Origin of the sequence: Pseudomonas sp. S4_EA_1b, from assembly GCF_016307435.1 — a bacterium.
Classification (GTDB): domain Bacteria; phylum Pseudomonadota; class Gammaproteobacteria; order Pseudomonadales; family Pseudomonadaceae; genus Aquipseudomonas; species Aquipseudomonas rhodesiae.
Genome location: NZ_JAEILC010000113.1, coordinates 20870 through 46816, shown reverse-complemented (window position 1 = coordinate 46816; position 25947 = coordinate 20870). Strand labels below are relative to the sequence as shown.

Below are 25947 nucleotides of genomic sequence, written 5' to 3'. Positions count from 1 at the left end.
GGTCGCGTCAAGAATAACCGTCACTCACTGACCTTGTCAGGACCGGCCGCCTCTTCGGCGCGGCGGATATTAGCCATAAAACCCTCGGCCGGCAGTGGAAGACCCAACAGATAACCTTGCAGCGAGTTACAACCCAGGCGCGTTAGAAAATCCTGCTGTTTATCGGTTTCCACGCCTTCGGCCACAATGCGCAGCCCAAGGGCCTGGCCGAGGGCGACGATGGCCGACACGATAGCGGCATCGTCGCCATCGTGCTCCAGATCGCGCACAAAGCCACGGTCGATTTTAAGTTCGTTGGCCGGCAAGCGCTTGAGGTACATCAAGCTGGAGTAACCGGTGCCGAAATCATCGATGGACAGGTCCACGCCCATGTCCGATAGCTGCTGCAACACCTTCATGCTCGCGTCGGCATCGCGCATGGCCGTGGTTTCGGTGATTTCCAGGGTCAGGCTGTTAGCCGGCAACTGGTGGCGTTCAAGCGCGGCGGCGACGCTGTTGACCAGCCCGGCATGGCAGAACTGCAACGCAGAAAGATTCACGGCGATGCGCCATTCTTCATACCCCTGCACGTACCACAGGCGCATCTGGCGGCAAGCTTCATTGAGCACCCATTCGCCGATGGGGATGATCAGCCCGGTTTTCTCCGCCAGTTCAATAAACGTCGCCGGCATCAACAGGCCCTGCTGCGGATGCTCCCAGCGCAATAGCGCCTCGGCGCCCACCGCAATGCCGCTGGCCGCATCGAACTTAGGCTGGTAGTACAAGCGAAACTGCTGTTGCTCCACGGCATTGCGCAAGTCCTGCAACAGTTGCAGTTGCTTGCGCGCGTTGGTGTTCATCGACACATCGAAAAAGCTGTAGCCGTTCTTGCCCAAGCCCTTGGCGTGGTACATGGCGGCGTCGGCGTTCATCAACAATTCCTGGGGCGTGGCGCCGTTGCCGGGGAACAGTGCGATACCGACGCTGGCGGAGATTTTCAGCTCATGCTCGGCCACCAGGAACGCCCTGTTGGTCAGTTGTACCTGGCGCTCGGCCAGGCCGAGGGCATCGTCCGGCTGGTTCAGTTGCACCAACAGTACAAACTCGTCACCACCGATACGCGCCAGGGTGTCGTGGCTGCGCAGATCCTCGCGCAGGCGCAAGCCCACTTCGCGCAGCAATTGGTCGCCCAGATGATGACCAAAGGCATCGTTGACCGGCTTGAAGCCATCCAGGTCGATAAACATCAGCGCAAAGCAACCGCCCTGCTCCTGCACCGCCTGCATGGCCTGCTGAATGCGGTCGGCGAGCAGGCTGCGATTGGGCAGACCGGTGAGCATGTCATGCAAGGCCAGGTGGGACAGTTCCTGGTTGGCCTGGGTGAGCGAATCGGCGAGCACCGCGATGCGGGCTTCCAGGCGCGCGTCGAGCAACGAAGTCAGCAAAGCGATGGCCAGCACTGCCAGGGTGGTGACCAGCACCAGGTTATCCAGGCCATTGCCGCTCAACCCGTCCAGGGCGGCGCCGCAGTAGCTGTCATCGGCAAAGCTGGCGGCCGCCATTGCGGTGTAGTGCATGCCGACAATGGCAACGCCCATCACCACCGCGGCACCACCTCGAAGCAGGCGTACACGCGGGGTGTTACGCCGCAGGTTGAACGCAATCAGCAAGGCCGCGCCCGACGCCGCCACGGCGATCATCAACGAGGCACCGAACAACGTGGGGTCGTAGTCGATGTCGGGGGTCATACGCATGGCCGCCATGCCGGTGTAGTGCATGCAGCTGATACCGGCCCCCATCACCAACGCGCCGAATAGCAGTTGCCAGGCGGGCAACCGGGCCTGGCTGACCAGCCACAAGGCAAAGCCGCTGGACAATACGGCGATCAACAGCGACAACGCAGTGATGCCCACATCGAACCCCAGGGCAAACGGCAAGCGCAACGCGAGCATGCCGATAAAGTGCATCGACCACACTCCCACCCCCATCGCCAACGCGCCGCCGACTATCCACAGGTAGACGGCCCGTCCCTGGGCGGTCGCGATGCGGCCGGCCAGGTCGAGTGCGGTGTAGGAAGCCAGAATCGCAACGAACAGCGAGATCACGACCAACGAAGGGGTATAGCTACCGATAAGCATGCTGAGTCTCGCGAGCTACGAGCTGGAACGCCCGTACCGAGTGGCAAAGCGGCGGATTGTAGCGATAAATATTCGGCGGCAGTTGAATAATTATCACAAGGCCATCATGGGCTTTTTGACGTCAATCCACCGGCTCAACATCGCCATCGAGCGCTTGTACGCCCGCACTCTTCTAGTCGTTGGCGCTGATTTGGGTTTGCCCGTCCCAGCCCCCGCCCAAGGCGGCGATCAGTTGCACACTGGCGACCAGGCGCGATTGCAGCAAGGTCAACACGCTGCGTTCGTTGCTCAGGGCGGTGGCCTGTACGGTGACCACGTCCAGGTAGGCAATCAGCCCCGCTTTGTACTGGTTCTCGGTCAGGCGCAGCGACTCGCGCGCCGCCGCCAACGCTTCGTTGCTGACCGCTGCTTCGTCTTCCAGCACCTTGAGTTGCACCATGTAGTTTTCCACTTCACGGAAACCGTCCAGTACGGTCTGGCGGTACTTGGCCACGGTTTCGTCGTAGGACGCCACGGTGCGGTCGACTTCCGCCGAGCGCTGGCCACCGTCGAACAGGGTCATGGCCAGTTTCGGCCCCACTGACCAGAAGCGGTTGGGCAGGCTGATCCAGTCGGCATAAGTGCTGCTGGAATAGCCACCGGCCAGGCTCAGGGTCAGGTCCGGGTAGTACGCGGCCTTGGCCACGCCGATATTGGCATTGGCGGCGATCACCGCGCGCTCGGCCGAAGCAATGTCCGGGCGGCGCTCCAACAGCTGCGACGGCAGGCCTACCGGGATCTGTGGCAGCTGCGGAATGTCCTTGCTCACCGCCAGGCTGAAGTTGGCCGGCGCCTCGCCGATCAGCACCGCAATGGCGTTTTCCAGTTGGGCGCGCTGCCAGATCAGGTCGATCAGACTGGCCTGGGTGGTCTTGAGCTGGGTTTGCGCCTGGGCCACCGCGTCCTTGCCGGACACGCCAGCGCGATACTGGTTTTCGGTCATTTGCAGGGAGCGTTGATAGGTGTCCAGGGTGGCTTGCAACAGCCGCGTCTGTTCATCCATCACCCGCAGTTGGAGGTAGCTTTGTACCAGTTCCGATTGCTGGCTCAGGCGCATCGCGGCCAGGTCCGCCGAGCTGGCTTCGGCGCTGGCCTCGTTGGCCTCCAGGCCACGGCGCAACTTGCCCCAGACATCCGCCTCCCAGCTCACGCCCAATTGCGCGTTGAGGGTGTCGCGGATGCCGCTGCTGGAACTGCTGAGGCTGGCGCTGCTGCTGCCGGTGCCCTGGCTGGCGCGGGTCTTGCCCACGCTGAGGTCGACGCTGGGGTAGAACGCACCGCGCGAGCTGCGCACCAACGCCTGGGCCTGGCGAAAACGTGCCTCGGCCTGAGCCACGGTCTGGTTGGCATTATTGAGCCGCGCGACCAAGTCGTTGAGCTGACGGTCGCCATACAATTCCCACCAGGCGCCGCGGGCCAGCGCGTCGCTCGGCGTGGCCTGACGCCAGCCTTGGGCTTGCTTGAACTGCGCGGGCTCGATGACCTCCGGGCGCTGGTAATCCGGGCCAATGGCGCAAGCGCTGAGCATCAGACCGCAGAGTGCCGCTGCCAACAGTTTTTGGGGGGCGTGGATTGAATCGGTCATAGCGCAGTGTCCAGGGCGGCATCGGTCCGCACGCCGCGCCAGGCATTGAAGCGATGGCGCGCGCGGTCGAGGTAAAGGTAAACCACCGGGGTGGTGTAAAGAGTCAGGATCTGGCTGAACACCAGGCCGCCAATGATGGTAAGGCCCAACGGTTGGCGCATTTCCGCACCGTCGCCGGCGCCGAGCAGCAACGGCAAAGCACCGAGAATCGCCGCCAGGGTGGTCATCAGGATCGGCCGCAGGCGCAACAGGCAGGCGCTGCGGATCGATTCCAGCGGGCTCATGCCGTCATGGCGTTCCAGTTGCAGCGCCAGGTCGATCATCAGGATCGCGTTTTTCTTCACCACCCCAATCAGCAGAAACAACCCCAATAACGAGATGAGGCTGAATTCGCCGCCCAGCAGGTAGATCGACAGCAGCGCGCCGACGCCAGCCGAGGGCAAGGTCGACAGGATGGTCAACGGGTGAATATAGCTTTCGTACAGAATCCCCAGCACCAAATAGACCGCCACCAGCGCGCCAAGAATCATGAAGGGTTGACCCTTCTGCGTCGCCGCAAAGGCATCGGCGGTGCCGGCCATTTTGGCAATCACATCTTCCGGCAGCCCCACCTTGGCGATCGCCCGCTCAATGGCGGCCGTACCCTGCTCTACCGTGAACCCGGGGGCGATGTCGAACGCAATGTTTTCCGAGGCAAACTGGCCCTCATGACTGACGCGGTCGTCCGCCAGGCTGTTTTCGTAATGGGCGATGGTGGACAACGGCACCCGCGCACCGTCGGCCGTAATCACCTGCATCTGGTTCAGGGTGATCGGATCTTGGGCATATTTGGGGTTGACCTCCATCACCACCTGGTACTGGTTGAGGCTGTCGTAGATCGTGGAAATCTGCCGCTGACTGTAGGCGTTGTTCAGCACCCCCGTGACCATGTTCATGTCGATACCCAGGCGCTTGGCCTGATCACGGTCGACGATCAGTGTCACTTGCGCCGCACCACGGCCTTCGCGCGCGTCGATGGCGGTCAGCTCCGGTAATTCACGCAATGCGGCAACCACTTTCGGGTACCACAGACGCAACGCGGCCAGGTCGCCGCTTTGCAGGATGTAGGAATACTGTGCGCTGGTCTGGTCGCGGCTGCCGCCGAATTGCAGGTCCTGGTCGGCCATCAGGAACAGGCGCCCGCCCGGCACCGGTGGCACGTTCTTGCGCAGACGCTCGATCACCGCCTGGGCCGAGACTTTGCGCTCTTTGATGGGTTTGAGCCGCACCAGCATCACCGCGTTGTTGGTGCCGTTGTTGCCACCGATAAAGCCGGCGACGCTGAGCACCGCCGGGTCCTTGAGCACCGCCTGACGGAAAATTTCCATCTTCGGCTGCATCACGCTGAACGACAGGCCGTCATCGCCGCGCACAAAGCCGATCAACTGCCCGGTGTCCTGCTGCGGCATAAAGGTTTTCGGCACCACGATATACAACGCCACGTTGACGCCGATGGTCAGCAACAGGCTGAGCAAGGTCAGGCGCCGGTGGCGCAGCACCCAGTCCAGGCTGCGGGCGTAGCCGGCGACCATGCGCTCGTTGATCCTGTGGCTCCAGCGTTGCAAACCGGTCATATGGCCTTTGACATGGGGCTTGAGCCAACGGGCGCAGAGCATCGGCGTCAGGGTCAACGACACCACCAGCGAGACGATGATCGCCGCCGACAAGGTGATGGAAAACTCGCGGAACAGGTTGGTGACGATCCCGCCCATAAACAGGATCGACAGGAACACCGCCACCAGCGACACGTTCATCGACAACAAGGTAAACCCGACTTCCTGGGCCCCCAGGTACGCCGCCTTCATCGGCGGCACGCCTTCATCGATGTGCCGGGAGATGTTCTCCAGCACCACGATGGCATCGTCCACCACCAGGCCAGTGGCCAGGATCAACGCCATCAACGAGAAGTTGTTCAACGAGAACCCGTACAGGTACATCACCGCAAAGGTGCCCACCAGCGACACCGGCACCGCCAGGGTCGGGATCAGCGAAGCGCGGAAATTGCCGAGGAACAGGTACACCACCAGGATCACCAGCCCCACCGCGATCAGCAGGGTCATCTCCGCTTCGTGCAGGGTGGCGGTGATCACCGGCGAGCGGTCCATGGCCAGGCTGAGCTTGACGCTGGACGGCAGCACCGCCTGCAACGCCGGCAATTGCGCCTTGATCTGGCGCACGGTCTCGATAATGTTGGCGCCGGACTGGCGGTTGATCACCAGCAACACCGCCGCATCGTTGTTGAAGAAACCGCTGTTGTAGCGGTCTTCCACGCCGTCGCTGATCTTGGCCACATCCCCCAGGCGCAAGGCTGCGCCGTTCTGGTAGCGAATCAGCAGCGGCTCGTAGTCCTTGGCCTTTTCCAGTTGGTCGTTGGCTTGGATCTGCCAGTTGCGCTCGCTGTCTTCCAGCGAGCCCTTGGGCCGGCGCTGGTTGGCATTGGCGATGGTGTTGCGCACATCGTCCAGGGCCACGCCGTACTGATCGAGAGCCTTGGGTTCGAGTTCAATGCGCACCGCCGGCAAGGAGCTGCCGCCGATCTGCACTTCACCCACGCCCGGCACCTGGGACAGGCTCTGGGACAGGATGGTGGAGGCCAGATCGTAGAGCTGGCCCTTCTGCAACACGTCCGAGGTCAGCGACAGCACCATGATCGGCGCTTGGGACGGGTTGATCTTCTTGTAGGTGGGCATGCTGCGCATGCCGCTGGGCAGCAGATTACGCGAGGCGTTGATGGCCGCCTGCACTTCACGCGCCGCGCCGTTGATATCGCGGTCAGAGTCGAAGGCCAGAATCACCCGGGTCGAGCCCTGACTGGAACTGCTGCTCATGGTGGTGATGCCGGCAATCGAGCCGAACGAACGCTCCAAGGGCGTGGCCACGGTGGACGCCATCACCTCGGGGCTCGCGCCAGGCAGGCTGGCCGACACCACGATCACCGGGAAGTCGATCTGCGGCAACGGCGATACCGGCAGCAGGTTGAAGCTCACTCCGCCGAGCAACATGATCGCCAGGCTCAGCAGCATGGTGGCTACCGGCCGGCGAATGAACGGTCCGGACAGGTTCATGACTCAACCGGCTCCAGGCTCTGGGGTTCTTTGCGCCAGCGGCGGCCCAGGCGATCGAAATACAGGTAGATCACCGGGGTGGTGAACAGCGTCAACACCTGGCTGACCAGCAGCCCGCCGACCATTACCAAGCCCAAGGGTTGGCGCAGCTCCGCGCCGGAACCGCTGGCCAGCATCAACGGCACGGCGCCGAACAGCGCGGCCAGGGTGGTCATCAGGATCGGCCGGAAACGCAGCAGCGCCGCCTGATAGATCGCGGTCTGCGGGTCCAGGCCCTGATTGCGTTCGGCGTCGAGGGCGAAGTCGATCATCATGATCGCGTTCTTTTTGACGATACCGATCAACAAAATGATGCCGATGATCGCGATCATGCCCAGGTCATTGCCGCTGAGCAGCAACGCCAACAAAGCCCCAACCGCCGCAGAGGGCAACGTGGACAGAATGGTGATCGGGTGGATGTAGCTCTCGTAGAGCACCCCCAACACGATGTACATGGTGACCACCGCCGCCAGGATCAGCAGCAAGGTACTCGACAACGAGGCTTCAAACGCCTGGGCCGCGCCCTGGAACTGGGTCTGCACGCCCACCGGCATGCCGATGTCTTTCTGCGTCTGGTTGATCAGTTCCACGCCCTTGCCCAGCGCCACGCCGGGTGCGAGGTTGAACGACATCATCACCGCTGGGAACTGACCGATATGCGCCACGGCCAGCTGGGCCTGGCGCTGTTCCACCTTGGCCAGGCTCGACAAGCGCACTTGGCCGCCGTCGGTGGTTTTGACGTAGATCTGGTTCAGCGCGTCCGGCCCGAGGGTTTCGCCGGATTGGGCCTGCAACACCACGCGGTACTGGCTGGCCTGGGTGTAGATGGTCGAGATCTGCCGCTGGCCGAAGGCGTCATATAGCGCATCGGTGATGTTCGAGACGCTGACGCCCAGGCGCGAGGCGGCATCGCGGTCGATCACCAGGTATACCTGCAGGCCCTTGTCCTGCAGGTCGCTGGCCACATCGGTGAGTTCCGGCAACTGGCTGAGGGCGTGTACCAGTTTGTCGCTCCACAACGCCAGCAACTCGGCATCCGGCGATGACATGCTGAACTGATACTGGGTGCGACTGACGCGGTCTTCGATGGTCAGGTCCTGCACCGGCTGCATAAACAAGCGAATGCCCACCAGCTTGTCGATTTGCGGTTGCAGACGCGTGATCACCTGGGCCGCGCTGAGGTCGCGCAGGCCGTGGGGCTTGAGGTTGATCAGCAAGCGGCCGCTGTTGAGTGTGGCGTTGTCGCCATCCACGCCGATATAGGACGACAGGCTTTCCACCGCCGGGTCGGCGAGGATGATCTTGGCCAACTCCTGCTGACGCTGGCTCATCGCCGCAAAGGAAATCGACTGCGGCGCTTCGGAAATGCCCTGGATCACGCCGGTGTCCTGCACCGGGAAAAACCCCTTGGGCACCACCAGGTACAACACCACGGTCAGGCCGAGGGTGGCGATGGCCACCAGCAGGGTCAGCGGTTGGTGCTTGAGCACCCATTGCAACTTGCGCCCGTAGCCTTCGATCAACCAGTCGAGCCAGGCGCCGCTGGCCTTATAGAAACGGCCCTGTTCTTCTTCCTTGGGCTCACGCTTGAGCAGGCGCGCGCACATCATCGGCGTGAGAGTCAGGGACACCACCAGGGAAATCAGGATCGCTACCGCCAGGGTGATGGCGAACTCGCGGAACAAGCGCCCAACCACATCGGCCATGAACAGCAGCGGGATCAGCACCGCGATCAGCGACAGCGTCAGGGAAATCAGAGTGAAACCGATCTGCTTGGCGCCCTTGAGCGCGGCAGCCAGCGGCGTTTCGCCCTCCTCGATATAGCGGGAAATGTTCTCCAGCATCACGATGGCATCGTCCACCACGAAGCCGGTGGCAATGGTCAGGGCCATCAGCGTCAGGTTGTTGATGGAGAAGCCCGCCAGGTACATCACGCCGAAGGTGCCCACCAGGGACAGCGGCACGGCGATGGACGGGATGATCGTGGCACTGACACGCCGCAGGAACAGGAATGTCACCATCACCACCAGGGCAATGGCGATCAGCAGTTCGTGCTGCACGTCCTTGACCGACGCGCGGATGGTCTGGGTGCGGTCGGTGAGCACGGTGACGTCGAGGCCGGCCGGTAGGTTGTCGGTGATACTTGGCAGCAGCGCCTTGATGCGGTCGACCACCTCGATCACGTTGGCACCCGGCTGGCGCTGGATATTGAGCAGCACGGCCTGGTTCTGGTTGGCCCAGGCAGCCAGGCGCTCGTTCTCGGCGCCGTCGACGATCTGCGCAACGTCCTTGAGACGCAGCGGCGCGCCATTGTTGTAGGCCAGGATCAGTTCGGCGTATTGCTGGGGCGAGACCAACTGGTCGTTGGCATCGAGCATCGAAACCCGCGTGGGGCCGTCGAAGTTGCCCTTGGGCTGGTTGACGTTGGACGCGGCGATCAAGGTGCGCACGTCCGAGAGGTTCAAACCATTTGCCGCCAGGGCCTCGGGGTTGACCTTGATGCGCACGGCCTGGCGCTGACCGCCGGCGATGCTGACCATGCCGACGCCGCTGATCTGCGCGATTTTCTGCGCCATGCGCGTATCGACCAGGTCATTGAGCTTGGGCAGCAGCATGGTCTTGGAGGTGATGGCCAGGGTCAGTACCGGGGTGTCCGCCGGGTTGACCTTGTTGTACACCGGCGGCGCCGGCAGGTCCTTGGGCAGCAGGTTGGTGGCGGCGTTGATCGCGGCCTGCACCTGTTGCTCGGCCACGTCCATATTGATGTCGAGGTTGAAGCGCAGGGTCAGCACCGAGGCGCCGCCGGAGCTGGTGGAAGCCATCTGAGTCAGGCCGGGCATCTGCCCGAACTGGCGCTCCAGGGGCGCGGTGACCGCGCTGGTCATCACATCCGGGCTGGCGCCGGGGTACAGGGTCATTACGCGGATGGTCGGGTAGTCCACCTGGGGCAAGGCCGACACCGGCAGCAAGCGGTACGCAATGATGCCGGCCAGGACAATGGCCAGCATGCTCAGGGTGGTAGCGACCGGGCGAAGAATAAACAGCCGCGACAGGTTCATGAACCGACCTTTTGCGCCTTGCCGGCGGTGCTGCCGGTCTCCCCTTTGGCCGCAGGCTTGCCTTGCAGGTGTTCGGTCGGCGTGGTCGGCACTTCGCTGCTGTCGTTGACCACGTCCACTTCACTGCCGTCCTTGAGGCGGTCGGTGCCTTCCAGCACCACCCGGTCGCCGGCGACCAGGCCCTGCTTGATCACAGTGTTGTCGCCGTCGGAGTCGCCCACCACCAACGGCTGGACCTTAACCTTCTTGTCGCCATCGAGCTTGTAGACGAAGGTGCCGTTGTTGCCGAACTGAATGGCCGCCGAGGGCGCGAGCACCACGTTGTGCAAAGTGTCGGCCAGCAGGTGCACATTGACGAACTGGTTGGGGAACAGCGCCTGGTCCTTGTTATCGAAGCGCGCCTTGAATTTCAGGGTGCCCGTGGTGACGTCGATCTGGTTATCCAGGCTTTGCAGTACGCCGGTGGCCTGAATTTTCGCATCGCCACGGTCCCAGGCTTCCACAGGCAATTTATTGCCGGCGTGGTAACGGGTCAGGACCGTGTCCAGGGTGTTTTCCGGCAAGGTGAAGGCCACGCTGATCGGCTGGGTCTGGGTGATCACAGCCAGGGCGGTGGTGTCGTTGGCCGCCACCAGGTTACCCACATCAAGCTGGCGCAAGCCCACACGGCCACTGATGGGCGCGCGGATCTTGGTGAATTCGAGGTTGAGCTTGGCGTCATCCACCGCACCCTGGTTTGTCTTGACCGTGCCCTGGTATTGCAGGACCAGCGCTTCGGCGGTGTCCAGGGTCTGTTTGGCGATGCTGTCCTGGGCATACAGGTCACGATAGCGCTGCACGTCGACCTGGGCGTTCTTCAACTGGGCCTGGTTCTGCAGCAAGGTGCCCTGGGCTTGGAGCAAGGCGTTCTGGTAGCTGCGCGGGTCGATCTCGGCGAGCAGATCGCCGGCCTTGACCATTTGCCCTTCTTCAAAGGCTATTTTCACCAGCTCCCCGCCCACTCGGCTGCGCACATTGATGGTATTGAGCGCGGTAACCGTGCCCAGCGCCTTGTAGTAGACCGGGAATTCCCCCTGCATCACCGGCGCCACACGCACCGGCACCGGGCCGGTAGAGCCGCCGAAGCCCGGGCGCGCCATACCGGTTTTGCCGGTGTGCCCGGCCGGCGCGTCTTTATGGGCCGCGCCGCTTGGCCAGAATTTCCAGCACAGGCCGGCGATAACCAGCAGCACAAGCAGGCCAAACAGCCAGCGACGGGAGTGACGGGGGGAGGATTGCATGGAGTGATCAACCATTGGGCGCGAGAGCTTCTTCTTTGGGAGGCTGAAAGATAAGCACTGGGGCGCATTTAGAAAAGCGCCTTTACCGGCTATTTACCTTGGGCTTACAACATGTGACTTGAGGATCTTAGTCCATCGGCCTATTCCAGCTAAGCATTTGAAGCACAAATGAAAACGGCCTGGACTAGGCCAGGCCGCAATCATGTATCAAGCGTGTTACTGCAAAACGACAGCAATGCGCCGAAACAGTTACTTCAATACTGCCAGGGCAGCTTCGTAGTTCGGCTCCTGGCCGATTTCCGATACCAGCTCGCTGTGCAGCACGGTGTCGTTCTCGTCCAGCACGACCACCGCGCGGGCGGTCAAGCCTTTGAGCGGGCCGTCGGCGATGGAAACACCGTAATCAACCGCGAAATCCGAATCACGGAAGTCCGACAGGCTTTTCACGTTTTCCAGGCCTTCGGCACCGCAGAAGCGCGCCTGGGCGAATGGCAGGTCGGTGGAGATGCACAGCACCACGGCGTTGTTCAGCGAGCTGGCCTGAGCGTTGAACTTACGCACCGAAGTGGCGCAGGTTGGGGTGTCGACGCTTGGGAAGATATTCAGCACTTTGCGCTTGCCGGCGTAGGTCGCCAGGGTTGCGTCCGACAGATCGCCGGCGGTCAGGGTGAAGTCGTGGGCCTTGGCGCCAACTTTCGGCAGTTCGCCTTCAACCTGGACAGGGTTGCCTTTGAGGGTGACTTGAGCCATGAACGGAATCCTTATGCTGGGTTTGGTTTAAACGAATGCGAGAGGCGGAAGTTAACCACAAAGTACGATGTCCACCTACCGCCAGACACAAATTGTCATGTCGCCGGTTGTGGTTTAATTGCGCGCCTTTCGCCCTGCCCTGCAAGGAAACCGTTGTCGATGAAGCCGCCTGCTACCCGAGTCCTGGTCATTGGTTACGTCTGGCCGGAGCCGCGCTCCTCGGCCGCGGGCGGGCATATGATGCAGATTCTCGAAACTTTTCTGACACAAGGTTGGGACATCACCTTCAGCAGCCCCGCCGCGCTCGGCGAACATAAGGCCGACCTGGCGGCGCTGGGTATCGCCGAGTGCGCCATCGAGCTGAATAACAGCAGTTTCGATGACTTTGTCCGCGAACTGGCCCCGGATATCGTGCTGTTCGACCGTTTCATGATGGAAGAACAGTTCGGTTGGCGCGTCGAAAAACACTGCCCGAATGCCCTGCGCGTGCTGGAAACCTCCGACCTGCAAAGCCTGCGCGACGCCCGCCATCAGCGCCTAAAGGAACACCTCAAAATCGAGCCCGATAGCGATGACTTCACCGCGCTGTTCGCCCCGGCCTTGACCGAAGAATTCCAGCACATGGCCAACACCGACCTGGCCAAGCGCGAGATCGCAGCAATTTACCGTTGTGATATCAGCCTGATGATTTCCGATGTGGAAATCCGCCTGCTCACCGAACAATTCAAGGTGCCGGCCGCCCTGCTCCACTGGTGCCCGCTGATGCTGACGCCGCCGAGCGAGGCGTTCGCGTCGTTTGAGGAGCGTGCACACTTCCTCAGCATCGGCAACTTCCGCCATGCGCCCAACTGGGATGCGGTGCTGTGGATGAAGAACAGCCTGTGGCCACGCATCCGCCAGCAACTGCCAGGGGCCCAGCTGCATATCTACGGGGCTTATACGCCGCCCAAGGCCACCGCCCTGCACAACCCGGCCCAGGGCTTTCATGTCATGAACTGGGCCGAGGATGCCCTGCGCGTGATGAGCGCCGCGCGTATCTGCTTGGCGCCGTTGCGCTTTGGCGCCGGAATCAAGGGCAAGCTGGCCGATGCCATGCTGTGCGGCACGCCGAATGTCACCACACCGATCGGCGCCGAAGCCATGGGCGATGAACAGCCCTGGCCGGGAGCCATCGCGGCAGACGCCGACGCCCTGGCCGCTGCCGCCGTGGCTTTGTATCAGGACCGCGACCGTTGGACGAAGGCACAGGAACACGGGCGCCACCTGCTGGCTCGGCGTTACGCCCAACAGATCCACGGCCCGGCGCTGATCGAGTGCCTGCAACAGTGCCGCAGCCGCCTCACGGCCCATCGCCGGGATAACTTCACCGGCAGCATGTTGCGCCACCACGCCCACAAGAGTACCCAGTACATGGCGCAGTGGATCGAGGCGAAAAACCGCAACGGGTAAACACAGACGTTGGCGAGGGGGTGCGCCAGGGGGCATTATCCTACGCAGCAACCACAATAAAGCGACGGCAGCATGACCCGAGCAACGCGCATCACCGACCCTTCCTACGAGTTGATGGACGATCACAACGGTCTGTCCATCATCTATCGCCAGCATGGCTTCCCCTGCCCGCTGGTGCGCTGGCATTTCCACAAGGAATACGAACTGCACCTGATCGTCGCCAGCTCCGGCAAGGTGTTTATCGGCGACTACATCGGCAACTTCTACCCGGAAAGCCTGTTCCTCACCGGCCCCAATCTGCCCCACAACTGGATCAGCCAGGTGGAGGAAGACGAAGTGGTGCCTAAGCGCGACATGTTGGTGAACTTCACCGATGAACTGCTTGAACAGGGCAGCCACATTTTCGCCGAACTCAAAAACCTCGCGCCGCTGCTGGAGCGTGCGCAGTCGGGTATCGAGTTTCGCTGCAAGCACACCATCGCCCAGGCCGTGACCTTGATGCAGCGCATCGAGGACGCCCAGGGCATGGCGCGCCTGGGGCATTTCTTTATCCTGCTGGACGTGTTGAGCGCGTGTGACGACTACCAACTGCTGTCGGGGGTGACAGCACCGCAAACGGCCGACGAGCACAGCATCGACCGCACCAACCGCGCGGTGGACTACATCTTCGCCCACTACGCACGGGAGTTGCCGCTGGAAGAAGTGGCCGAACACCTGGGCATGAAACCCACTTACTTTTCCCGCGTGTTCAAACAGGCCACCGGGCGCACGTTTATCGAATTCGTCAATCGGTTGCGCATCAGCAAGTCCTGCGAGCTGCTGGCCGATGGCGATAAGGCCGTGACGGATGTGTGCTTTGAGTCGGGCTTCAATAACATCTCCAACTTCAATCGACGCTTTCAACAGCTCAAGGGCATGACCCCGTCCCATTACCGGCGACTGGCGGTACAACGCTTGACCGAGCAGAACCTGGCCTGAGAGTGATTTTTCACTGGCTGATATAGAGGTTAAGTACTGCACTGATCGTTCCCTCGCGGGGCGTGGAACGATCTTGTTGAGTGCAAAAAAGTATCAGTCCCAGTGTTCCCAAGGATTTGTCACACCGCCAATTGAAGGCTGTAATCAACGCACACTCTTCCTGACTCCCTGTAGGAAGACACAACAACAATAACTGTCCTTCCGTAGCCCCTGGGCGCGGAAATGGAGTGCGCGATGAAGTTCCCAGCAAAAGCTCTGCTTGCCTCTACGTGTATGACTGCATGTATGACCCTCAGCGCCGTTAGCCTTGGCGCGCAGACCCTGACCATTGCCACCGTCAACAACAGCGACATGATCCGTATGCAGAAGCTCTCGAAGACCTTCGAGGCCGAGCATCCGGAGATCAAGCTGAACTGGGTGGTGCTCGAAGAAAACGTGCTGCGCCAACGCCTGACCACCGACATCGCCACCCAGGGTGGGCAGTTCGATGTCTTGACCATCGGCATGTACGAAGCCGCACTCTGGGGCGCCAAGGGTTGGCTGGAGCCGATGAAGGACTTGCCGGCGTCCTACGACCTCGACGATGTGTTCCCTTCGGTGCGTGACGGTTTGTCCGTCAAGGGTTCGCTGTACGCCCTGCCGTTCTATGCCGAGAGCTCGATCACCTATTACCGCACCGACCTGTTCAAGGATGCCGGGCTGACCATGCCTGAGCACCCGACCTGGAGCCAGATCGGCGAATTCGCCAGCAAACTCACCGACAAGAGCAAAGAGCAATACGGCCTGTGCCTGCGCGGCAAAGCCGGTTGGGGCGAGAATATGGCGCTGATCACCACCCTGGCCAACGGCTACGGTGCGCGCTGGTTCGATGAAAAATGGCAGCCTGAATTCAATGGCCCGGAATGGAAGAACGCGCTGAATTTCTACGTCGACAACATGAAGAAATCCGGTCCGCCGGGGGCGTCCAGCAACGGCTTCAACGAAAACCTTGCGCTATTCAACAGCGGCAAGTGCGCGATCTGGGTCGACGCCAGCGTCGCCGGCTCGTTCGTCACCGACAAAACCCAAAGCAAAGTGGCCGACCACGTCGGTTTCACCTTCGCGCCCCATGAAACCACGGACAAAGGCACGTCGTGGCTGTACTCCTGGTCCCTGGCGATCCCGACCAGTTCCAAGGCCAAGGACGCCGCCAAAGTATTCACCAGTTGGGCCACGTCCAAGGAATACAGCCAGTTGGTGGCCAAGACCGATGGCATCGCCAACGTACCGCCAGGTACGCGCACATCGACCTACAGCGATGAGTACATGAAGGCTGCGCCGTTCGCCAAGGTCACGCTGGAATCGTTGAAAGTTGCCGATCCGACCAAGCCGACGCTCAAACCGGTGCCGTATATCGGGATCCAGCTGGTGACCATTCCTGAGTTCCAGGCGATTGGTACCCAGGTCGGTAAGTTCTTCTCCGGTGCGCTGACCGGTCAGCAGACGGTTGATGCAGCATTGACTGCGGCGCAGACCACCACCGAGCGGGAAATGAAGCGGGCCGGTTACCCCAAATAACCTGAGCCTCACCACCGTCAAAAGTGGGAGAGGGCTTGCCCCCGATAGCAGTGGATCAGCCAACTGATTAATCGACTGACACTCCGCTGTCGGGAGCAAGCCCCCTCCCACACTGACCGCACTCCGATCCTTGCTCCGCACTGGCGTTAATTACCATGAATACACCTGCCAAAAACCGCCTGGCCAACCCCGGCTGGTTTCTCGTCAGCCCCTCGGTTGCCCTACTGTTGCTATGGATGATCGTGCCGCTGGGCATGACCCTGTACTTTTCGCTGATCCGCTACAACCTGCTCTACCCCGGCGAGAATGAATTCGTGGGGCTGGAGAATTTCACCTACTTCATCACCGACTCCGGCTTCCTGCCCGGCGCCACCAATACCCTGCTGCTGGTCGGCAGTGTGCTGTTGATCAGCGTGGTGTTCGGCGTGTTGATCAGTGCGCTGCTGGAGGCCAGTGAGTTCTTCGGTCGCGGCCTGGTGCGGGTGCTGCTGATTTCACCGTTTTTCATCATGCCCACCGTCGGCGCGCTGATCTGGAAAAACCTGATTTTCCACCCGGTGTCCGGGGTGCTCGCCGCCGTGTGGAAACTGTTCGGCGCCGAGCCGGTGGACTGGCTGGCGCACTACCCGTTGCTGTCGATCATCATCATTGTGTCGTGGCAATGGCTGCCCTTCGCGATCCTGTTGCTGATGACCGCCATGCAGTCCCTCGACCAGGAACAAAAGGAAGCCGCGCGCCTGGACGGTGCCGGCGCCATCGCGATCTTCTGGCACCTGACCCTGCCGCACCTGGCGCGGCCGATTGCCGTAGTGGTGATGATCGAAACCATCTTTTTGCTCTCGGTGTTCGCGGAAATCTTCACCACCACCAACGGTGGCCCGGGCTACGCCTCGACCAACCTCGCGTACCTGATCTACAACCAGGCACTGGTGCAGTTCGACGTGGGCATGGCCTCGGCCGGCGGCTTGATCGCCGTGGTCATCGCCAATATCGCGGCGATCATCCTGGTGCGGATGATCGGCAAAAACCTGACTGACAAGCCTTGAGGGCCGCGCCATGACGCTTCAACAATCCCGTCGCCTGCAAAGCCTGCTGCTCGGTACCCTGGCCTGGGCCATCGCGATCGTGATTTTCTTCCCGATCTTCTGGATGGTGCTCACCAGCTTCAAGACCGAAATCGACGCGTTCGCCACGCCACCGCAGTTCATCTTCACGCCGACCCTGGAGAACTACCTGCACATCAACGAGCGCAGCAACTACTTCAGCTATGCATGGAACTCGGTGCTGATTTCCTTCAGCGCCACCGCGCTGTGCCTGCTGATCTCGGTGCCCGCGGCCTACTCCATGGCGTTCTACGAAACCCAGCGCACCAAACGCACGCTGCTGTGGATGCTGTCGACCAAGATGCTGCCGCCGGTGGGCGTGCTGATGCCGATCTACCTGCTGGCCAAAAGCTTCGGCCTGCTGGATACGCGCATCGCGCTGATCATTATCTACACCCTGATCAACCTGCCGATCGTGGTGTGGATGGTCTACACCTACTTCAAAGACATCCCCAAGGACATCCTCGAAGCTGCGCGCTTGGACGGTGCCAGCCTGTGGCAGGAAATGGTCCGCGTGCTGCTGCCGATTGCCAAGGGCGGCCTGGCGTCCACCGTGCTGCTGTCGCTGATCCTGTGCTGGAACGAAGCGTTCTGGTCGTTGAACCTGACCTCGTCCAGCGCCGCGCCATTGACCGCGCTGATCGCCTCTTACTCCAGCCCCGAAGGCTTGTTCTGGGCCAAATTGTCCGCCGTTTCGACCCTGGCCTGCGCGCCGATCCTGATCTTTGGTTGGATCAGCCAGAAACAGTTGGTGCGCGGTCTGTCCTTCGGCGCAGTTAAATAATAATTCCTAGCGGAGGCCCGTCATGGCCAACCTGAAAATCAAGAATCTGCAAAAAGGCTTCGAAGGTTTCTCGATCATCAAAGGCATCGACCTGGAAGTGAATGACAGAGAGTTCGTAGTCTTCGTCGGCCCGTCAGGCTGCGGTAAATCCACCCTGCTGCGCCTGATCGCCGGCCTGGAAGAGGTGAGCGACGGCACCATCGAGCTGGACGGGCGCGACATCACCGAAGTGACCCCGGCCAAGCGCGACCTGGCGATGGTGTTCCAGACCTATGCTTTGTACCCGCACATGAGCGTGCGCAAGAACATGTCGTTCGCCCTCGACCTGGCCGGTGTCGATAAGAAACTGGTGGAGAGCAAAGTCAGCGAAGCGGCGCGCATCCTCGAACTGGGCCCGCTGCTGGAGCGCAAGCCCAAGCAACTCTCCGGCGGCCAGCGCCAGCGTGTGGCCATCGGCCGGGCCATTGTGCGCAACCCCAAGATCTTCCTGTTCGACGAACCGCTGTCCAACCTCGACGCCGCCCTGCGCGTGCAGATGCGCCTGGAGCTGGCGCGCCTGCATAAAGAGCTGCAAGCGACCATGATCTACGTGACCCACGACCAGGTCGAAGCAATGACCCTGGCCGACAAAGTCGTGGTGCTTAACAGTGGCCGCATCGAACAGGTCGGCTCGCCCCTGGAGCTGTATCACCAGCCGGCCAACCTGTTCGTGGCGGGCTTTTTGGGTACGCCGAAGATGGGCTTCCTCAAAGGCCAGGTCAGCCGGGTCAGCGGCCAGGACTGCGACGTGCAGCTGGACGCCGGGACATTGGTCACGTTGCCGTTGAGCGGCGCCAGCCTGAGCGTCGGCAGCGCGGTGACCCTGGGCATTCGCCCGGAGCACCTGGAAATCGCCACGCCGGGGCAAACCAGCCTGACGGTGACCGCCGATGTTGGCGAGCGCCTGGGCAGCGACACGTTCTGCCACGTCATCACCGCCAACGGCGAGCCGTTGACCATGCGTATCCGTGGCGATATGGCCAGCCAGTACGGCGAGACGCTGCAACTGCACCTGGACCCGACGCACTGCCACCTGTTCGACACCGATGGCAACGCCGTGGCCCGCCCACTGCGCGCCGCCGCCTGATTTCGCGAGTATTACGCTATGAAGCTGAATAAACAGAACCTCCCCCAACTGCCGCGTGAGATCCAAGTGCCGGCCTACGCCATTGCCAGCACCTCCCAGGGTATTGCCCATATCGGCGTCGGCGGCTTTCATCGCGCACACCAGGCGTATTACACCGATGCGCTGATGAACACCGGCGAGGGCCTGGACTGGAGCATCTGCGGCGTCGGCCTGCGCGCCGAAGACCGCAAGGCCCGCGACGACCTGGCCGGCCAGGACTTTCTATTCACCCTGTACGAACTGGGCGACACCGACGACACCGAAGTGCGCGTGATCGGTTCGATCAGCGACATGCTGCTGGCCGAAGACGGCGCCCAGGCGCTGATCGACAAATTGGCCGAGCCCGCGATTCGCATCGTTTCGCTGACCATCACCGAAGGCGGCTATTGCATCGACGACAGCACCGGCGAATTCATGGCGCACCTGCCGCAGATCCAGCATGACCTGGCACACCCGCAAGCGCCGACAACCGTGTTCGGCTTTATCTGCGCCGCGCTGACCCAGCGCCGCGCCGCCGGCACGCCCGCCTTCACGGTGATGTCCTGCGATAACCTGCCGCACAACGGCGCGGTCACACGCAAGGCGCTGCTGGCCTTCGCCGCCCTGCGCGATGCCGAGCTGCATGACTGGATCGCCGCCAATGTGAGCTTCCCCAATGCCATGGTCGACCGCATCACCCCCATGACCAGCACCGCGCACCGTCTGCAACTGCATGACGAACACGGCATCGACGATGCCTGGCCGGTAGTGTGCGAGCCGTTTGTGCAGTGGGTGCTGGAGGACAAGTTCGTCAACGGCCGACCGGCCTGGGAAAAGGTCGGCGTGCAGTTCACCGATGACGTTACCCCTTACGAAGAAATGAAAATCGGCCTGCTCAACGGCAGCCACCTGGCCCTGACCTACCTGGGCTTTCTCAAGGGCTACCGGTTTGTCCACGAAACCATGAACGACCCGTTGTTCGTGGCCTATATGCGCGCCTATATGGACCTGGACGTCACACCGAACCTGGCGCCGGTGCCGGGCATCGACCTGACCGAATACAAGCAGACCCTGGTGGATCGCTTCTCCAACCAGGCCATCGCCGACCAGTTGGAACGGGTCTGTTCGGATGGCTCGTCGAAGTTTCCCAAGTTCACTGTGCCGACCGTCAACCGTCTGATTGCCGATGGCCGCGAGACCGAGCGCGCGGCGCTGGTAGTGGCCGCCTGGGCCCTGTATCTCAAAGGTGTGGATGAGAACGGCGCACGCTACAACATTCCCGACCCGCGCGCAGCGTTCTGTCAGAGCCTGGCAACTGACGATGCGCTGATCAGCGTGCGCCTGCTGGGGGTGGAAGAGATTTTCGGCACGGCTATTCCCAATTCGCCTGCGTTTGTGGCAGCGTTCGAACGGTGTTTTGTCAGCTTGCGGGATAACGGTGTGACCAAAACCCTGCAGCAGTTACTGAAAAAACCGGCTTGAAATGTGGAAGGGAGCTTGCCCCCGATAGCGCTGGGCCAGTCAACTTATTCATCAACTGACCTCCCCTTATCGGGGGCAAGCCCCTCCCACATTGGGATAGCATTTAACTTCCAACAATAATGCTGAGCACCCCCCTCATGACCCAGCAAAACCTGTTCCTCGGCATCGACTGCGGCACCCAGGGCACCAAGGCTATCGTCCTCGACGCAAGCAGCGGCAAGGTACTGGGCCTAGGTGCTGCGGCCCACACCCTGATCAGCGCTGCCAATGGCCGCCGCGAACAGCACACCCAGGAATGGCTGGACGCGTTCACCGAAGCCACCCATCGCGCCCTGCAACAGGCCGGCGTCGACGGCCAGGACATCCTCGGCATTGGCGTATCCGGCCAGCAGCATGGGCTGGTGCTGCTGGATGAGCACGGCCAGGTGCTGCGCCCGGCCAAGCTATGGTGCGATACCGAAACCGCCGCCGAGAACGACCGCTTGTTGGCCCACCTCGGCGGCGAGCGTGGCTCCCTGGAACGCCTGGGCGTGGCCATTGCACCCGGCTACACCGTCTCCAAACTGCTGTGGACCCGCGAACAACACCCGGACCTCTTCGCCCGCATCGCCCATATCCTGCTGCCCCACGATTACCTCAACTACTGGCTCACCGGCCGCGCCGTCGCCGAGTATGGCGATGCGTCGGGCACCGGTTACTTCAATGTGCGCAATCGTGAATGGGATACGGCTCTGCTACGGCACATCGACCCGAGCGGCCGCCTGGAGCGGGCCCTGCCGCCGCTGATCGAGGCCGATCAAAGCGTGGGCACTATCCTGCCGGCCATCGCCGAACGCCTGGGCATCAACCCCAACGCCGTGGTCTCCAGCGGCGGTGGCGACAATATGATGGGCGCCATCGGCACCGGCAATATCGCGCCGGGGGTGATAACCATGAGCCTGGGCTCGTCCGGCACCGTGTATGCCTTTGCCGACCAGCCCAACGTCAGCCCCCAGGCCTCGGTGGCGACGTTCTGCTCGTCCAGCGGCGGCTGGTTGCCGTTGATCTGCACCATGAACCTGACCAACGCCACCGGGGTGATCCGCGAGCTGTTCGAGCTGGACCTGCCTGCCTTCAATGCCTTGGTCGAACGCGCGCCCATCGGCGCCGACGGCGTGAGCATGCTGCCGTTTCTCAACGGCGAACGCGTACCCGCCCTGCCCCACGCCACCGGCAGCCTGCATGGGCTGACCATGACCAACCTGACCCGCGCCAACCTGTGCCGCGCGGTGGTCGAGGGCACGACCTTCGGCCTGCGCTACGGCCTCGACCTGCTGCGCCAGACCGGCCTACAAAGCCAGAGCATCCGCTTGATCGGCGGCGGTTCGAAAAGCCCGGTGTGGCGGCAGATGGTCGCGGATATCATGCACACCGAAGTGGTCTGCACCGAACAAAGCGAAGCCGCCGCCCTGGGCGCGGCGATCCAGGCGGCGTGGAGCCAGACCGGCGAATCCCTGGCCAGCCTCTGCGACAGATGCGTGAGCGTCGACCCGGCCAGCCGTACCGTGCCGGTGGCAGCCCATGTCAGCGCCTATCAACAGGCTTACGAGCGCTATCAGCAGCTCGTGGCAACCCTTTAAGAGCGAGCGATTATGTATCTGGTGTGTGGTGAAGCGCTGTTCGATTTCTTCAGCGAGGAAGACGCCGGCGGCAAGGCGTCGAAGGTCAATTACACGGCGATTGCCGGCGGTTCGCCGTTCAACGTAGCCGTGGGCCTGCGGCGCCTGGGCATCGAGGCAGGCCTGTTCGGGGGGCTGTCCAGCGATTTTCTTGGTCGGCGCCTGCTGCAAGTGCTGCGGGATGAAGGCGTCAGCGAGGATTACCTGGTGGAATTCGCCGCGCCGACCACCCTGGCGATGGTCGCCGTGGGCGCCAACGGCTCACCGCAGTACAGCTTTCGCGGCGAAGGCTGCGCCGACCGCCAATTGCAGGTGAGTCACCTGCCGCAGCTGGGCGATAACGTGCGCGGGCTGCATGTGGGTTCGTTCTCGCTGGTGGTGCAACCGATTGGCGACACCCTGCTGAGCCTGGTCCAGCGTGAAAGCGGCAAGCGCCTGATCAGCCTCGACCCCAACGTGCGCCTCAACCCGCAGCCGGATATCCAACTGTGGCGCGACCGCGTAGCGGAACTGGTCAGGCACGCCGACTTGATCAAGGTCAGCGACGAAGACCTGCACCTGCTCTACCCCGGCCAATCACCGGAAAGCGTTCTGCAGGGCTGGTTGCAGCACCGTTGCCAGTTGGTGTTCCTCACCCGCGGCGGCGATGGCGCCAGCGTATTCAGTCGCCAGCATGGCAACTGGTCGCAACCAGCGGTGGACGTTGTGATGGCCGACACAGTGGGCGCCGGCGATACCTTCCAGGCGGCATTGATTGCTTGGCTGACGGAGCATCAATTGGATTCGGTGGCGGGTCTGCAACAGCTCAGCCGCGAGCAGATTAACGCGATGCTCGGCTTTGCCATTCGCGCAGCGGCATTAACCTGCACCAAGACCGGTCCGGATCTACCGTATCGCCAGCAATTGGGTTGAAGGCATAGGGGGAATTGCGCAAGGACATACCACCGTTTTGGGCCTGGCGTTAATCCAGGCCCAGAGGTCTTCGGTGGTTCAACCGCAGACGACGGCTTAGTAGTAGCCGCGCGACCCGGCGCGTTGCAGTACAGGTGCATGGGTGTGCTTGAGGTCTTCACGCAACCCGGTGATCAGATTGCAAATGGCGCGACTGCTGTCGAGCTTGTCTGCATTGATGCCTTTGACTTCCAAGTCCACCCGGTCACGGTCGCGGTCGTCATACACCTTGATCGTCAGCGAAGCATCTTCGGCTTTGGTGCATTCGCACCGTTTAGGCAGGAAACTTCCTTCAATAATGCTGCGTAATTCAAGTTCCGAAAGCATGGTCAACCTCTCCTTTTTATAGACTGCCAACAGATTGTTGTGTTTATGCCAGGCATACGCCTGTGACGCCTTACCAGCCTTGGAAGACGCCTTCACTGAGCAAGCGTACCCGGCAAAATCGAGTTGCGTTGTAACCTTTCCTCATAAGCGACCCTGGGTTTTATATAACTAAAACTTGAACTTTTCGCCGCTGTTTAAAATATCGGCGAATAGCATCGATTAAACGTTTAACCGGCGGTTTACACTTAAACGGCTAACTGGGCACCCACTCTGTCAGCAACATATCGCAAACTATCAAAGTTGATATTTGCCCCGGAATTGACCGCTACCAGGGTCTGCCCCTGCACTCCGCGCTTGGCGACAAACCTGCGCATTCCCGCCACCGCCAAGGCGCCTGATGGCTCGGTGATGGAGCGGGTATCGTCGTAGATCAGTTTGATGGCGCTGCACAGTTCGTCGTTGCTCACGGTGATGACGTCGTCCACCCAGTCGCGGCATATTTCAAAACCGTAGGCGCCGATCTGCGCCACCGCGGTGCCGTCGGCAAACCCATCGACGCTGGGCAACACCACCCGTTCGCCGGCACGTAACGCCGCCAGCAAACAACTGGAGCCTTCGGCTTCGACCCCGATGATGCGCACCTCGGGCCGCAGGTATTTGACATACGCCGCGATGCCCGCGATCAGCCCGCCGCCACCCACCGGCACGAAGATCGCGTGTAGCGGGCCCTGTTGCTGGCGCAGGATCTCCATCCCTACCGTGCCTTGACCGGCGATCACATCCGGGTCGTCGAAGGGCGAGACAAAGGTGCCACCGCTGGCCTCGGCCAAGGCCAGCGCATGGGCCAGGGCAAACGGAAAACTCGGCCCATGCAGCACCGCCTCGGCGCCTCGGGAGCGCACGCCCTGCACCTTTAAATCCGGCGTGCTGCAAGGCATCACGATCCGCGCCTTGATCCCCAGTTCCCGCGCCGCCAGTGCTACGCCCTGGGCGTGGTTGCCCGCTGAAGCGGTGATCACCCCTTGAGCGCGTTGCGCGTCGCAAAGTTGCACCAATTTGTTGTAGGCACCGCGCACCTTGAAGGAAAAGGTCGGCTGCAGGTCTTCGCGCTTGAGCAGCACCTGGTTGCCGAGCAACGCCGACAGCGCCGGGGCCGCTTGTAACGGCGTGCGCACGGCCAAGTCATAGACCGGCGCGGCGAGGATCTTTTTTACATAGTGCTCAAGCAAACGTGTATCGGACGTCGCGGGGGCTGTGGGGGTACTCATCGGTGTCTCCTGGCGGTGTGTGCTGGGCCCGGGAGACGGAAAAACAAAACCCGCCTCTAGGGCGGGTTTGGGTACAGCCGTGCGCTATCCCGCCAACTGAGGAATGGCGGTAATAATGCTTGGCTGGCGAAGGCAGGTATGAAATGTCATGAAACGAAACTAACCGCCTACCGTGTGACCCGTCAATCGGCTTGTGGGATTTTGCAGCTGGGGTTTACGCCGAATATACGAAACATATACGCTTTGTATATCCACCCTACACAGTGAACACCATGGGCATCGTCAAGATCACCGACCAACTGCACGAACAATTACGCCTAGCCAGCGCGAGGATGGACCGCTCCATCAACGCTCAGGCCGAATTCTGGATCAAAGTCGGCCTGCTCGCCGAACTGAACCCCACCCTGACCTACAACGACTTAATCAACAAACTGTTGCTGGACAAACCCGAATTGATCCGAGGGCGTGAATGATGATCAAGACCGCCGCCCAACTGGCCGTGATGCGCGAGTCCGGTCGCCTGCTGGCCCAAGTGTTCGACATGCTCGACGGTTTCGTCGCCGCCGGTCGCTCGACCCTGGAGCTGGACGTCGCCGTCGAAGCGTTTATCCGCAACGACTTGCAGGCCCGCCCCGCCAGCCTCGGCCAGTACGACTACCCGTTCAGCATTAATACCTCAATCAACGAAGTGGTGTGCCACGGCATGCCCAGCGCCAAGGACGTGCTCAAGGACGGCGACATCGTCAATATCGACATCACCCTGGAAAAAGGCGGCTTTATCGCCGACGCCAGCAAGATGTATATGATCGGCACTGTCGCGCCCAAAGCCCAGCGCCTGGTGGAGATGACCTTCGAGGCAATGTGGGCCGGTATCCGCCAGGTCAAACCTGGGGCGCGCCTGGGCGATATCGGCCATGCCATCCAAAGCCACGCCCAAGCCAATGGCTACAGTGTGGTGCGCGAATACTGCGGCCATGGCATCGGCCGGCAGATGCACGAAGAACCACAGATTCTGCACTTCGGCCGCCCCGGCACCGGGCTGGAGCTACGCGAAGGTATGGTGTTTACCGTCGAACCGATGCTCAACCAGGGCAGCGCCAAAGTGCGCAGCCTCAAGGACGGCTGGACGGTCGTCACCAAAGACAACAGCCTGTCGGCGCAATGGGAACACACCGTGGCGGTGACGGCCGACGGCTACGAAGTCCTGACCCTCCAGCGACCGCCCACTCTCAGAGGCTGAAACCCAGCCATGTGGCGAGCAGGCTTGCCCTGC

General features: G+C 61.7%; 19 protein-coding genes. 11 read left to right on the top strand and 8 right to left on the bottom strand.

The genetic code is table 11. The features are described 5' to 3' along the window. Positions 1-20 precede the first annotated feature (20 nt). From YA0848_RS29500 to tpx, 6 genes are all read right to left on the bottom strand, one after another. A complete protein-coding gene (locus tag YA0848_RS29500; RefSeq protein WP_198712480.1) occupies positions 21-2117 on the bottom strand; it encodes a putative bifunctional diguanylate cyclase/phosphodiesterase in 2097 nt (698 codons plus the stop codon). A gap of 172 nt (positions 2118-2289) precedes the next feature. Continuing rightward, positions 2290-3741 carry an efflux transporter outer membrane subunit gene (locus YA0848_RS29495; protein WP_047881948.1) on the bottom strand — a complete coding sequence of 484 codons (1452 nt, stop codon included), beginning with the start codon at positions 3739-3741 and terminating at the stop codon, positions 2290-2292. Further along, positions 3738-6845, bottom strand: coding sequence for an efflux RND transporter permease subunit (locus tag YA0848_RS29490; protein WP_034113247.1), 3108 nt, complete (start codon positions 6843-6845; stop codon positions 3738-3740). Before YA0848_RS29490 ends, YA0848_RS29495 begins: the two co-directional genes overlap by 4 nt. Then, positions 6842-9943: an MdtB/MuxB family multidrug efflux RND transporter permease subunit gene (locus tag YA0848_RS29485; protein ID WP_034097146.1), complete on the bottom strand. Its 3102-nt coding sequence runs from the start codon at positions 9941-9943 to the stop codon at positions 6842-6844. The genes YA0848_RS29490 and YA0848_RS29485 overlap by 4 nt, the downstream gene beginning before the upstream one ends. Next, complete coding sequence (locus YA0848_RS29480; protein ID WP_040268115.1) at positions 9940-11238, bottom strand: MdtA/MuxA family multidrug efflux RND transporter periplasmic adaptor subunit; 1299 nt, start codon at positions 11236-11238, stop codon at positions 9940-9942. Before YA0848_RS29480 ends, YA0848_RS29485 begins: the two co-directional genes overlap by 4 nt. Before the next feature lie 234 nt (positions 11239-11472). Continuing rightward, a complete protein-coding gene (gene tpx / locus YA0848_RS29475; protein ID WP_034097142.1) occupies positions 11473-11973 on the bottom strand; it encodes a thiol peroxidase in 501 nt (166 codons plus the stop codon). A 159-nt stretch (positions 11974-12132) separates the two neighbouring features. Here tpx and YA0848_RS29470 point away from each other — a divergent pair, with 159 nt between their 5' ends. From YA0848_RS29470 to YA0848_RS29430, 9 genes are all read left to right on the top strand, one after another. Further along, positions 12133-13422 (top strand): glycosyltransferase, encoded by a 1290-nt coding sequence (locus YA0848_RS29470; protein ID WP_034097141.1) that lies wholly within the window; start codon positions 12133-12135, stop codon positions 13420-13422. A 72-nt stretch (positions 13423-13494) separates the two neighbouring features. Then, complete coding sequence (locus YA0848_RS29465) at positions 13495-14400, top strand: AraC family transcriptional regulator (protein ID WP_034097140.1); 906 nt, start codon at positions 13495-13497, stop codon at positions 14398-14400. A gap of 234 nt (positions 14401-14634) precedes the next feature. Continuing rightward, a complete protein-coding gene (locus tag YA0848_RS29460) occupies positions 14635-15957 on the top strand; it encodes an ABC transporter substrate-binding protein (protein WP_034097138.1) in 1323 nt (440 codons plus the stop codon). Positions 15958-16112: 155 nt separating this feature from the next. Further along, positions 16113-17003, top strand: a complete 891-nt coding sequence (locus tag YA0848_RS29455) for a carbohydrate ABC transporter permease (RefSeq protein ID WP_034097137.1) — start codon at positions 16113-16115, stop codon at positions 17001-17003. Between the two features lie 10 nt (positions 17004-17013). After that, positions 17014-17844: a carbohydrate ABC transporter permease gene (locus tag YA0848_RS29450; RefSeq protein WP_034097135.1), complete on the top strand. Its 831-nt coding sequence runs from the start codon at positions 17014-17016 to the stop codon at positions 17842-17844. Between the two features lie 22 nt (positions 17845-17866). Beyond that, a complete protein-coding gene (locus YA0848_RS29445) occupies positions 17867-18970 on the top strand; it encodes an ABC transporter ATP-binding protein (protein ID WP_169903219.1) in 1104 nt (367 codons plus the stop codon). 18 nt (positions 18971-18988) lie between these two features. Then, positions 18989-20470: a mannitol dehydrogenase family protein gene (locus YA0848_RS29440; protein ID WP_169903218.1), complete on the top strand. Its 1482-nt coding sequence runs from the start codon at positions 18989-18991 to the stop codon at positions 20468-20470. 137 nt (positions 20471-20607) lie between these two features. Continuing rightward, positions 20608-22089: a xylulokinase gene (gene xylB, locus YA0848_RS29435; protein WP_034097128.1), complete on the top strand. Its 1482-nt coding sequence runs from the start codon at positions 20608-20610 to the stop codon at positions 22087-22089. 12 nt (positions 22090-22101) lie between these two features. After that, positions 22102-23040 carry a carbohydrate kinase family protein gene (locus tag YA0848_RS29430; protein ID WP_034097127.1) on the top strand — a complete coding sequence of 313 codons (939 nt, stop codon included), beginning with the start codon at positions 22102-22104 and terminating at the stop codon, positions 23038-23040. Positions 23041-23136: 96 nt separating this feature from the next. On the opposite strand, the gene YA0848_RS29425 is transcribed toward YA0848_RS29430, so the two are convergent. Both YA0848_RS29425 and ilvA read right to left on the bottom strand, forming a co-directional pair. After that, positions 23137-23406 (bottom strand): DUF1652 domain-containing protein, encoded by a 270-nt coding sequence (locus YA0848_RS29425; RefSeq protein WP_034097126.1) that lies wholly within the window; start codon positions 23404-23406, stop codon positions 23137-23139. A 245-nt stretch (positions 23407-23651) separates the two neighbouring features. Then, on the bottom strand, positions 23652-24674 hold the full coding sequence (ilvA, locus tag YA0848_RS29420; protein WP_169903217.1) for a threonine ammonia-lyase, biosynthetic: 1023 nt from the start codon (positions 24672-24674) through the stop codon (positions 23652-23654). 272 nt (positions 24675-24946) lie between these two features. Between ilvA and YA0848_RS29415 the strand changes: the two genes are divergently transcribed. Both YA0848_RS29415 and map read left to right on the top strand, forming a co-directional pair. Next, the gene (locus YA0848_RS29415) at positions 24947-25147 is read left to right on the top strand and encodes a ParD-like family protein (protein ID WP_034097124.1); all 201 of its coding nucleotides are present in this window, start codon (positions 24947-24949) and stop codon (positions 25145-25147) included. After that, on the top strand, positions 25147-25914 hold the full coding sequence (gene map, locus YA0848_RS29410) for a type I methionyl aminopeptidase (protein WP_169903233.1): 768 nt from the start codon (positions 25147-25149) through the stop codon (positions 25912-25914). Before YA0848_RS29415 ends, map begins: the two co-directional genes overlap by 1 nt. The last annotated feature ends 33 nt before the right edge of the window (positions 25915-25947 follow it).